Annotated in this window: 9 protein-coding genes; 6 read left to right on the forward strand and 3 right to left on the reverse strand. The window is 58.3% G+C overall.

Annotation, left to right across the window (positions count from 1 at the left end; genetic code table 11):
- Window positions 1-88: 88 nt before the first annotated feature.
- From EXW71_RS19295 to guaA, 4 genes are all read left to right on the forward strand, one after another.
- Window positions 89-856 (forward strand): sulfite exporter TauE/SafE family protein, encoded by a 768-nt coding sequence (locus EXW71_RS19295; protein WP_134660182.1) that lies wholly within the window; start codon window positions 89-91, stop codon window positions 854-856.
- Window positions 857-996: 140 nt separating this feature from the next.
- Entirely contained in the window at window positions 997-1,545 is a 549-nt protein-coding gene (locus EXW71_RS19300) for a hypothetical protein (protein WP_058422675.1), read from the forward strand.
- Between the two features lie 240 nt (window positions 1,546-1,785).
- Complete coding sequence (guaB, locus tag EXW71_RS19305) at window positions 1,786-3,255, forward strand: IMP dehydrogenase (RefSeq protein WP_134660181.1); 1,470 nt, start codon at window positions 1,786-1,788, stop codon at window positions 3,253-3,255.
- Between the two features lie 126 nt (window positions 3,256-3,381).
- Window positions 3,382-4,959 carry a glutamine-hydrolyzing GMP synthase gene (gene guaA / locus EXW71_RS19310; RefSeq protein ID WP_134660180.1) on the forward strand — a complete coding sequence of 526 codons (1,578 nt, stop codon included), beginning with the start codon at window positions 3,382-3,384 and terminating at the stop codon, window positions 4,957-4,959.
- A 163-nt stretch (window positions 4,960-5,122) separates the two neighbouring features.
- Here guaA and EXW71_RS19315 read toward each other — a convergent pair whose 3' ends face one another.
- Together EXW71_RS19315 and EXW71_RS19320 are read right to left on the reverse strand one after the other, a co-directional pair.
- On the reverse strand, window positions 5,123-7,195 hold the full coding sequence (locus EXW71_RS19315; protein ID WP_134660179.1) for a TerD family protein: 2,073 nt from the start codon (window positions 7,193-7,195) through the stop codon (window positions 5,123-5,125).
- A 334-nt stretch (window positions 7,196-7,529) separates the two neighbouring features.
- Window positions 7,530-8,300 (reverse strand): APH(3')-II family aminoglycoside O-phosphotransferase, encoded by a 771-nt coding sequence (locus EXW71_RS19320; protein ID WP_134660178.1) that lies wholly within the window; start codon window positions 8,298-8,300, stop codon window positions 7,530-7,532.
- 86 nt (window positions 8,301-8,386) lie between these two features.
- Here EXW71_RS19320 and EXW71_RS19325 point away from each other — a divergent pair, with 86 nt between their 5' ends.
- The gene (locus tag EXW71_RS19325) at window positions 8,387-9,169 is read left to right on the forward strand and encodes a hypothetical protein (RefSeq protein ID WP_134660177.1); all 783 of its coding nucleotides are present in this window, start codon (window positions 8,387-8,389) and stop codon (window positions 9,167-9,169) included.
- A gap of 190 nt (window positions 9,170-9,359) precedes the next feature.
- Here the strand turns inward: EXW71_RS19325 and treR are convergent, their stop codons facing one another.
- Window positions 9,360-10,064, reverse strand: coding sequence for a trehalose operon repressor (treR, locus tag EXW71_RS19335; RefSeq protein WP_134660176.1), 705 nt, complete (start codon window positions 10,062-10,064; stop codon window positions 9,360-9,362).
- Window positions 10,065-10,313: 249 nt separating this feature from the next.
- Here treR and treP point away from each other — a divergent pair, with 249 nt between their 5' ends.
- Entirely contained in the window at window positions 10,314-11,756 is a 1,443-nt protein-coding gene (gene treP / locus EXW71_RS19340) for a PTS system trehalose-specific EIIBC component (protein ID WP_123715356.1), read from the forward strand.
- Window positions 11,757-11,860 lie beyond the last annotated feature (104 nt).

Raw genomic sequence — 11,860 nt, forward strand, 5'->3', positions numbered from 1 at the left:
TTTCGAGATGGCTGGAGAGCGTTGAAGATATTAGTCGCATCCCTCGCCCGTGGCTAAAGTGATGGCCATCTTTTCAAGGAATAAGCCCATGAGCCCGGTTGAGCTGATGAGTCAGTGGTCGTTTGGCGGTATGGAGTGGCTGGTGATCGGCCTGGGCGTGGCCGTGGCCTATATCGTCTTTGGTATTGCCGGCTTTGGTACGGCATTGGTGGCGGGGCCGATCCTGATTATGTTCATGCCGCTGTCGAAGATCATCCCGCTGCTGGTGTTGCTGGACTTCGTCGCCGCATTTGGCAATCTGCTGCAGTCGCGGCGTGACGTGAATAAGCCTGAGCTATTGCGTTTGCTGCCGTGCATGGCGGTGGGATGCACACTCGGTGTGGTGTTTTTGCTCAATCTGCATTCGGATCTGTTGTTGCTGTTGATGGGGCTGTTTATCAGTGCCTATGCGATTTACAGCCTGGCGGTAAAGGCGCGGCCGACGCAACTGGCGGCGGGCTGGTCGATTCCCATGCGCACCGTTGGCGGCTTGTTTGGCGCATTGTTCGGCAGTGGTGGCTTTTTATACGCGATGTACTTGAACAGTCGGTTGCCCAAGGACGCTGCTCGCGCTACGCAAAGCGCGTTGATCAGTTGCAGCACGGTGGTGCGCCTGAGCCTGTTCCTGATCGCCGGGGTGTATGCCGACTTGCCGTTGTTGATGCTAGCGCTGTGCCTGTTGCCGGCAATGGCCCTCGGGCTGTGGTGTGGGCGCAGACTGACGATGCGCATGTCCCGTGAAGCCTTTGTGCGATTGGTGACGTGGCTGGTGCTGGCCAGCGGCATTGCGTTGATCGGGCGGTATCTGAGCACTTGACCTGATTTCTTCAGGGATTAAGCTGCCAGCCTTCAGGGCCTCTTCGCGAGCAAGCCTGCCGCCACATTTGATTTGTGAAGACTTCAAATGTGGGGGCGTGCTGCTCGCGAAGGCGTCAGACGGCACACCGCAGGACTCTCATGAACTCCCAAAGCATCCTTGTCCCGAAAATCTCCACCTTGCCCGTCCACGAACCCCGCGCTCGGGCGATCGTGCGCTGGCTGGTGCGCAAGAACATCATCAAGGAAGAGCTGACCACCTGCGGCCGCACCGGCAACCGCATGGCCTACGCGCTTGCAGATGGCGCCCGGGCCGTGGTGCTGCATCCCGAGGCGCTGCCGTTCAACGAGCCGGTCAACGGCCTGGAGATCATCTACAAGCGTTGCATCTATACGCCGGCCAAGGGCTTTCTCGAAGAAGCCGGGTGCCCGGAATGCCTCAAGGAAGTCGGCGAAGCGCTGTTTGAAAGCCTGGAAGACTGGATGCCTGGCCACACTGACAACTTCACCTGCCCGCTGTGTGGGCATGAAGATGACATCAACGGTTTTCTGTTCCTGCAGGAATGCGGGTTTTCCAACCTGGGATTCATTTTCAACAATTGGGCGGAGGCCGGGTTCAAGCAGAGCTTTATCGACGAATTTGCCGATTGGTTGGACCAGAAGATGAGCTGGGTCAAAGTCGAACTGTAGGCTTGTAACCCGACCCCTGTGGGAGCGAGCTTGCTCGCGAAAATCGCCAACGATAAACCGGGCTGTCCGGTTTGAACGTGGTGCCCTGGCGTTCTTCGTGAGCAAGCTCGCTCCTGCAGAAAAGCGCCAGGTTTTACCCATCTATCAGTATTACCAAGTTTGTCAGAGTTTTACATTGAGCCCGGCAGGGTGCGTGTATATAATGGCGCGCTTCCATTTTCCCGCTCGGGAGCCCCCGCGATGCTGCGTATCAGCCAAGAAGCTCTGACATTCGACGACATTCTCCTAGTGCCTGGTTATTCCGAGGTGCTTCCTAACGAAGTCAGTCTCAAGACCCGCCTAACCCGTGGCATCGAGCTGAATATTCCTCTGATTTCCGCTGCCATGGACACCGTCACTGAAGCCCGTCTGGCCATCGCCATGGCTCAGGAAGGCGGCATTGGCATCATCCACAAGAACATGACCATCGAGCAGCAAGCTGCCGAAGTGCGCAAGGTCAAGCGTTACGAAGCCGGTGTGGTGAAGGATCCAATCACCATCGAAGCCGACGCCACCGTGCGTGACTTGTTCGATCTGACTCGCCTGCACAACATCTCCGGTGTTCCGGTGCTGCACGATGGCGACCTGGTCGGTATCGTCACTTCCCGTGACGTGCGTTTCGAAAACCGCCTTGAAGTCACCGTCCGCGAAGTGATGACGCCTAAAGAGCGTCTGGTCACGGTCAAGGAAGGCGCCGACAAGAACGATGTGCGCGAACTGCTGCACAAGCACCGCATCGAGCGCGTGCTGATCGTCGACGACAAATTCACCCTCAAAGGCATGATGACCGTCAACGACATCGAAAAAGCCAAGGCTTACCCGCTGGCCAGCAAGGATGACCAAGGTCGTCTGCGCGTCGGCGCCGCCGTCGGTACCGGTAAAGACACCGGCGACCGCGTTTCGGCCCTGGTTGCTGCCGGTGTTGACGTGGTGGTGGTCGACACGGCCCACGGTCACTCCAAAGGCGTGATCGACCGTGTGCGTTGGGTCAAGGAGAACTTCCCTGACGTGCAGGTGATCGGTGGCAACATCGCTACCGGCGCAGCCGCCAAGGCCCTGGCCGAAGCCGGCGCCGACGCCGTCAAGGTCGGTATCGGCCCTGGCTCGATCTGCACCACCCGTATCGTCGCCGGTGTCGGCGTGCCGCAAATCAGCGCCATCGCCAACGTCGCCGCTGCCCTTGAAGGCACTGGTGTGCCGTTGATCGCCGACGGCGGCATCCGTTTCTCCGGTGACCTGTCCAAGGCCATCGTTGCCGGTGCCTCCTGCGTGATGATGGGCTCGATGTTCGCCGGTACCGAAGAAGCACCGGGTGAGGTTGAGCTGTTCCAGGGGCGTTCGTACAAGGCTTACCGTGGCATGGGTTCGCTGGGCGCCATGTCCCAGGCACAAGGTTCTTCCGACCGTTACTTCCAGGACTCCTCGGCAGGTGCCGAGAAGCTCGTACCGGAAGGTATCGAAGGCCGTGTGCCGTACAAAGGCCCTCTGAGCGCCATCATCCATCAGTTGATGGGTGGCCTGCGTTCCTCGATGGGCTATACCGGTAGCGCCAACATCGAAGAAATGCGCACCAAGCCGGAGTTCGTACGGATCACCGGCGCCGGCATGGCTGAATCCCATGTCCACGACGTGCAGATCACCAAGGAAGCGCCAAACTACCGGGTCGGCTGATGCCGACAGCTATAAGCCTCAAGTTATAAGCTGCAAGCGGGGCTGTATTCGTACAGCTACCGCGCGGCTTCCGATTACTTGCAGCTTGCAGCTTGAAGCTTGCAACTGCTCTTCAGAGTTTCTCTCATGGCCCTCGACATTCACGCCCACCGCATCCTGATCCTCGACTTCGGTTCCCAGTACACCCAACTGATCGCCCGCCGCGTGCGTGAAATCGGCGTGTACTGCGAACTGCATCCGTTCGACATGGACGACGCAGCGATCCGCGAATTCGCCCCTAAAGGTGTCATCCTCGCCGGCGGCCCCGAGTCCGTGCACGAAGCCAACAGCCCGCGCTGCCCGCAAGCGGTATTCGACTTGGGCGTGCCGGTCTTCGGTATCTGCTACGGCATGCAGACCATGGCCGAGCAACTGGGCGGCAAGGTTGAAGGTTCCGAGTTGCGTGAATTCGGTTATGCCCGTGTGGACGTGGTCGGCAAGAGCCGCCTGCTGGACGGTATCGAAGATCACATCGACGCCGATGGCCTGTTCGGCCTTGATGTGTGGATGAGCCACGGTGACAAAGTCACCCGGATGCCGGAAGACTTCCACATCCTGGCCAGCACCCCGAGCTGCCCGATTGCCGGCATGTTCAGCGACGAGCGTCGTTACTACGGCGTGCAGTTCCACCCGGAAGTGACCCACACCAAGCAAGGCGGCCGCATCCTGTCGCGCTTCATCCTCGACATCTGCGAGTGTGAAGCCCTGTGGACACCGTCGAAAATCGCTGAGGACGCCATTGCCCAGGTGCGTGCCCAGGTCGGCACCGACAACGTGCTGCTCGGCCTGTCCGGCGGCGTTGACTCCTCCGTGGTTGCAGCACTGCTGCACAAAGCCATCGGCGACCAGTTGACCTGTGTATTCGTCGATAACGGCCTGCTGCGCCTGCATGAAGGCGAGCAAGTGATGGCCATGTTCGCCGAGAACATGGGCGTCAAGGTGATCCGTGCCAACGCCGAAGAGCAGTTCCTGAACAACCTGGCCGGCGAGTCCGACCCGGAGAAGAAACGCAAGATCATCGGTCGTACCTTCATCGACGTATTCGATGCCGAGTCCAACAAACTGGACAACATCAAGTACCTGGCCCAAGGCACCATCTACCCTGACGTGATCGAGTCGGCCGGCGCCAAGAGCGGCAAGGCCCACGTGATCAAGTCCCACCACAACGTGGGTGGCCTGCCTGAGGAAATGAACCTCAAGCTGGTAGAGCCGTTGCGCGAACTGTTCAAGGACGAAGTCCGCCGTCTGGGCCTGGAACTGGGCCTGCCGTACGACATGGTCTACCGCCACCCATTCCCGGGCCCGGGCCTGGGCGTGCGCATCCTGGGTGAAGTGAAGAAGGAATACGCCGACTTGCTGCGTCGTGCCGACCACATCTTCATCGAAGAACTGCGCAAGGCCGACTGGTATCACAAAGTCAGCCAGGCATTCGTGGTGTTCCAACCGGTGAAATCCGTTGGCGTCGTAGGCGATGGCCGTCGCTACGCATGGGTCGTGGCCCTGCGTGCCGTAGAAACCATCGACTTCATGACCGCCCGCTGGGCACACCTGCCGTACGAACTGCTGGAAACTGTCAGCGGCCGTATCATCAATGAGATCGAAGGCATTTCGCGCGTTACTTATGACGTGTCGAGCAAGCCGCCGGCGACGATTGAGTGGGAGTGATTGGGCACCCTGCACTGATTAGAGTGCGGCGCTAGACCCCGATTAGCGCAGGAAGGGCCTAGCCAATGCCAGTCAGTTTTGCTGACTGGCATTTTTGTTTTTGGGCAGAAAGCTCCGAAGCAAAAACCGTCGTTTCAATGAGCGACAAAGGCTAGTGTAAGTATTAGAGAAACTGTGATCGAATCAAATCCGTATCGAATGGTGTGATCCCTTGATCAGGCGCAAACACCGACTGTGCTTGCTGCGGTGAAGGCACTCGTTCTCCCCGTGCTCGAACATGCAAATCGAACAGAGTCTCCAAGTCCGGTCTTGGCGTATGTACCAATGCTCGCAGCATTAACGAAACCCCGCTGAGGTTGTTTCCGACGTTGTTCCATCGCGGAGATGAAGTGAGCCCCAAGTCGGCCCAAATCGTGTGGCGCTCCTGCAAGTCCATCACGAATGGCAGACAGATCACTGTGTCGGATGCGATATCGATGCGATCGAACACGGAGCGCGGCTCGAATACTTCACCCGACGCAGTGTCGGCGCGCGCCATCCAGCCAGCGAAGCATTCAGGAAGATCGCAGTACGGCTGCTCGGTGAATGAGTTGATAGACGTAACGACGTAGCGGATACCCTTCTTGACGAGGATATCGAGGTCGAGGTCGATGAACTCTGAAGCTCCGTCGGGCGCGTCGACGATGTCGCCGCTGTGGTAGCCGCCGAAAGCCTTCAGGTTGTAGTACGCGACCGATTCTATGAATACAAAATTGGCGTCGAAAAATGCTGCGGACAAGTCGATGTCGGTGCGTCCACGGCCGTTCTTCCACCATAAGAACAGGCGAATGAAGCGCGTGTCAGGCATAGGCAAGCGACTACCCCGCACCAGCGTTCTCAACGACTTCGATGAGGCTCGCTGCGCCAGCGGCACCTTGTATTCGCGTAATGCTGGATCGATGAAACAACGGCCCAGTGGCGGTAGCGACGTAAAACGCGATACGAGAGCGTCCTCGCAGATTCTGGCTGTACGTGCCAACACGTCGGGGGCGATAGGTTCGCGTCGGTCCTTTATGCCATAGACTTTGGCAAATGCACCTTTCGGTATGAAGGTTCGCAGGGGAAGGGGGCGCGGTGCCCGTACCTGGGCCAGTAGTTGCAGCAAGACAGGAGAGGACACTTGTGGTGCAACCACCTCGAACGCATCGAGAACCGATTCGGGTTCAGTCGTGCGCCGCAGGGTCACGTCCAGCCGTCGTGCAAACTCGCCAGGACGGCTTTGGAGTATCGGTATAAGCGTGGCGATATGACGCTGGGCAAGCAATTTTTCGACGCGTGATGCAAATGAATCTGGTGCTTCGTTGCGACGTGCTGCCGTGATTGCGGCGAGCGCTCGAGGGTAGTTGTCGGCGTAGTCGCCCGGATGCAGTACTTCAGCCAGTCGTTTCCATCGCTCAGCCTGCCGCATCACGTCTTCTGCAGCGTTGGGGATGCGGTCGAGCAGGCGCAACAGCAGGCGGCGCATCGAACGCTTCATCGCAGTGAAACGTGTCGACGCTGTCGCCAGTGACACGTCTCCTCCATTCAGCGCGACCGCGAGTCGTAGCACGTCAGTTGCCGTATCGACGTTTCGCTCCAGAAATGCCTCAACCCGTGCATCACCGGCTACATGCAGGATAAGTGCGCTGCCAACCTGTGCACGGATCTCCCGAAACGGTACGGACTCAGGCAGCAGTCGGAACACATCGCTTTTGTACTCTCGGATAAACCAGATGACATCGGCAGTTTCCTCTTCTGAGAGCGAGGTGCGCGATGATATCAGCGGTTCAAGGAGTGACTCGAACTCAGAGACACTTCCCGGTTCGATAACGCGGGATATGAAGTTGCCTTCAAGCATCGCAGGTCGAGCGTGTTCGGTCGGTGGTAACCGTAGAAGCGTGAGGTAGTGAATGACGGCGTTAAGGTACAACTCCGCCTCTGAGGCTGTCAGGACCTGCTCTGGAAAGTCAGGGTAAAAGGGCCTGTGGTGTACATGAGCGCCCGTTTCCCGCCGAAGGACGCCAACAATTTCCCGCAGCCAGTACTTGAGTTCTGTTGCTGATAACTTGCCGATTTGCTCAATCAGAGACTCTGACAATACACATCGGAACGCCGCGACTTCCCGGACAGCCGACGCGACCTGAGCGCGCGTGGCACCGCCAGTGCCCATCGGGACGTGAACTTTGCTACGGCGACGCAGGAACAACCCCTGATTCATGCTTGATTTACTCCCTTAGCGCCGTCGTGGACGAGTTGTAGCGTCTTGCTACAGCTGATGTAAAAACGCCTGCAAGCAGCAGGCGCAGTGTGGAGAGCGAAACCCCTAGGTCATCGGAGGTTAGAAGGAAGGTGTTCCATAGCCACGAGGGCATTCTACGAAAGGTTGAATCTGTTTGTCAGGTCGCAGCGTCTCTCAACAGTAACAAGCTGCTTCGCCGGAAGAAGGGGGCCGCTTCGCGACCCAGCGGGAGCAAGCTCCCTCACCACAGGGTTGCTTTGCGCCCTGCCTGTCTCTTACCTGTTAGAGGTGGGTATCGAGGGTGCACTCGGCGTCAGAAAAACTCATCCAACAAACAATAGAACTTGATCCGCTGCTCATCGGGTTCCACACCATAAACCTCAAAAAAGGGTTTAACCCATGCCTGCCCCAGGTTGCGCTGAATACTCCGCGCTGCCAGGGCAAGGTCTTGATAACGGTCACTGATCCCCAGCCGACCGCAGTCGATGAAGCCGCTGAAGTGACCCTCTGCCGCCATGAAGTTCGGCAGACAGGCGTCGCCGTGGGTGACGACCCGATCATGGGGCTCTGGCTGAGTCGACAACAGTTCGGCAAACACGTCTTCAGCACTTTGCCCCAGTCGCTCGTCGTCGAAGTCCGACTCGTCCACCCGCCCCGCGCTGACATGTGCCTGGGCGCGTGCGATGCGTTGCTCAAGTGAATGGTCGAAGGGGCAGCGTGCGATAGGAACTTGATGCAATGTACGCAGCGCCGTCGCCAGTAGGTTGATGACCTGCGCGGCAGAAAGCTCGCTGGCGCTGGCCAGGTCCTGTCCCGGTACGGTGGTCATCAGTAGCCAATGGCGATGGTCGTCTTGCACTTCATCCAGGACCACAGGCGCAGGCAGATCAACCTGCCGCAGCCAGCGAAGCCGCTTGATTTCATCTGCCAGCTCACCGTGTTCCTCAAGGGGCTCGGACTTCAGGAACAGATCCGTGCCGTCGTCCTGGCGCAGGCGAAAGACATCTGCACGCGACTCGCCGATGGCTTGCTGCTCGACGAGTGCATGGGGGTATTGTCCACGCCATTTGTTTGGAATATTCACGTGCTTTCTTTCCAGCTGACACCCGTACAAACTCTACCTCAAGCCGGCAAGGGTTGGAGAGTTTCCTGGGCTTGCCCATAATCGGAATGAAGCAACGCTACCTTATTGCTTCTGATTTAATTAACACGCTGATGCCATTGCTCACTGTGAGCGGTCGCAATCTTGGAGGCCCGTACATGAAGCTGGAAGAGCGTATGCAGAGTGCCATTGATGGCATGCTGGAAAACGTGATCCTGCGCATGGATGTTGCTGCGCTTGGCGGGCATTCACAGGTTTCTGTTGCGTTGGATGAGCTAATGCGCAAAGGCGTGATCGTCCGCATGGGCATTGGCATCTACGCGAAAGCTTCGCGTCACCCTGATACAGGCGTTGTCACTCCTGTAGCTGACCTTGAAACACTCGCTGTTGAGGTGTTTCAGCGGCTGGGTGTTAGTGCGTCTGTGCAAGTCGCCAAATCCGGATCGGGGCGTTCAGTCGTGTCAAAAAACGCAAAGATCTGTGTGAAAGGTAGCCGCCGAATTCGACGCAAGTTATCGCTCGGGGGACGGTCGGTGGTTTATGTCAATGAACTCGCCTCTCCCCGGAAACCGAAAAGCTCGGTACGGCGTCATCCGAAAACGGGTGCGTTGATCATTCCTGAGTCTGGACTAAGGCGTTATGTGATGGATCTGGCGGACTCGTGCCAGGTCGCTTATATCAGGACTTACGCAGATGAGTGGGCAGAAAATGTTTCCCGTCTGGCGGGAGATGATGTTCGCACAGACGTCATAGAGAACTTGGTCATCGCGCTGAAGAAAGAGAAAAAAGTCACCGGTCTGGAAGCGGTTCACCTGCTCACCAACTATTTGAGGGAAAAGCAGCGTGTTTGACCCATTCAAGGAGCCGCTATTCATTCCGTCCGCGGCCTGAATGGCTTAGTGACGACGGACACTGTCGAGGGGTGTTCAGACGATCCTGCGATCTCCCGAAAATATCAGGCGTTTGATCAGCGGCGGGGCTACACCATCGATTAAGAGGCGCGGCTCTCAAGCCTCTAGCCCCCAACCCTGCGCGTACCTTTCAACGACGCGCAATATCCGAAAAGTAAAACTTATCCAACGTATGCCGCGACTCGGTGTACTCGAACTGCCGCCCGTCCTGCAAAAACGTCTGGTTACTCACCACGATCACATGGCTCTGGCCGTCTAGGTCGAGGTGTGCCTGGTCGTCCTTGCTGCGCGGCAGGGCTTCGATGGTGCGTTGGGCGTAGGCAATTTGCAGTTGTAAGGTCTGTTCGATAAACGCGTAGATCGACTGTTCGGCGATAGCGCGGTCCAGCCCCGGGATCACGTCAGCGACGAAGTGGTTGATGTCGAGGATCACGCGTTTGCCGCCGATGCGCCGTACCCGTTTGATGCGGGTGATCAGGGTGCCGGGTTCTGCTTCGATGTGTTGCAGCAGTGAGCCTTCCAGGGGCAACTGGGTGAATTCGACGACTTCAGTGCGTACGTCATCGCCCAGGTCGGCGTGGGTTTCGTGGAAGCTGACGATACCACCCAGTTGGAACTCGATCGGGTTGGGCGACAGCACGAAGGTGCCCTTGCCGTGGATTTTTTGTGCAAAACCACGTTCCTGAAGCTGCTCGATGGCGCGGCGCACGGTGCCGCGGCTGGCCTGGTAGCTGTCCATCAGTTCGGTTTCGGAGGGAAGGCGCGTGCCGCGTTGCAGGCGTTCGGTGGTGATGCTGGCAAGCAGATCCGTATAGATCTGGTTGTATTTGCTCATGGAGATGGCTCTGTGCCCGACGGATGAAGGTGACTGCGCGTTCAGGCAGGAACCTTAGTGGCAGAGGTGGGGTTTGTCCATTGGATGCCGGAGCAAGAACAGAAATGTCCGACTCAGGGTTCGGAAAAGTAAACAATTTGTAACTCGTACAGACGAGTTGTTGCTTTAACTCGTACAGACGAGTACTTTTGCCCTCGGCGTGCTGCCAATGACTGCCCCCAAATAAAAAAATCAAAGTGGAAACCAAGCATGAGCCACGACTATTCGACGATTGCCCGCGAGATTCTCGAGAACCTCGGGGGCAGCGACAACCTTGAGCAAGCTGCCCACTGCGTGACCCGCCTGCGTCTGGCGCTCAAGGACCCCAGCCGGGTCAACGGCAGCGCGTTGAACCAGGTCGACCTGGTCAAGGGCTCGTTTTTCACCGGCGGCCTGTTCCAGGTGGTGATCGGCCCCGGTGAAGTGGAAAAGGTCTACGCCGCATTGCGCGAGCAAACCGGGCTGGCCGCCGCCACCATCGCGGATGTGAAGAAGAAGGGCGCCGACAAGACCAACGCCATGCAGCGCCTGGTGCGGGTCTTCTCCGATGTGTTCATGCCGATCCTGCCCGCCTTGATCATCGCCGGCCTGCTGATGGGTGTGAACAACCTGATGGGCGCCAAGGGCATGTTCATCGAGGGCAAGACGCTGCTGGAGGCCTATCCGAACCTGGATGGCCTGTGGAGCCTGATCAACCTGATGGCCAACACCTCGTTCGTGTTCCTGCCGGCGCTGGTGGGCTGGTCGGCGGCCAAGCGCTTTGGCGGCAGTGAGATCCTCGGCATTGTGCTCGGCCTGATGTTGGTACACCCGGATCTGCTCAACGCCTGGAATTACGGCAAGGCCGTGGCCGGGCTCGATGGCCAGAGCCTGCCGTACTTCGATATTTTCGGCTGGTTCAAGATCGAAAAAGTCGGTTATCAGGGGCAGATCCTGCCGATCCTGATGGCGGCGTATGTGATGAGCGTGATCGAGAAATGGCTGCGGGCACGCGTGCCCAACGCGATTCAACTGCTCGTAGTGCCGATTACCACCATCGTCGTGACCGGGGTGCTGGCCCTGGCCATCATCGGCCCGGTGACCCGCCACCTCGGCATCCTGATCACCGAGGGTGTGGTCACCCTGTTTGACCTGGCACCGATGGTAGGCGGAGCGATCTTTGGCCTGTTGTACGCGCCGCTGGTGATCACCGGCATGCACCACATGTTCCTCGCCGTAGACCTGCAGCTTATCTCCACCCAGGGCGGCACCTTTATCTGGCCGATGATCGTGATGTCCAACCTGGCCCAGGGCAGCGCCGCGCTCGCGGTGTTCTACACGACCCGCAATGCGCGGGACAAAAGCATGGCGTCGACCTCGGCGATCTCCGCTTACTTCGGCATTACCGAACCGGCGATGTTCGGGGTGAACCTGCGCTTCAAGTTTCCATTTTATGCGGCCCTTGCGGGCTCTGCGTTGGGCAGCATTTTCCTGTCGATGAACAAGGTGCAGGCATCGGCCATCGGCGTGGGGGGCTTGCCCGGGTTTATTTCGATCGTGCCGCACTCCATCGCCATGTTTGTGATCGGGATGGTCATCGCGATTGTGGTGCCGTTTGTTCTGACCTGTGCGTTGAGCATGAAGATTGTCCGGCCTGGGTATCGAGTCGCCTGATCGACCGCTATCGGAGCGAGCCTCTCCCATATTGATTTGTGAACGCATTCACAAGTGGGAAGGGGCTTGCTCCCGATGAGGCCCGAGGGGCCAGCACACAACTT

The sequence above is a fragment of the Pseudomonas sp. BCA17 genome, from assembly GCF_004519405.1.
GTDB lineage: Bacteria > Pseudomonadota > Gammaproteobacteria > Pseudomonadales > Pseudomonadaceae > Aquipseudomonas.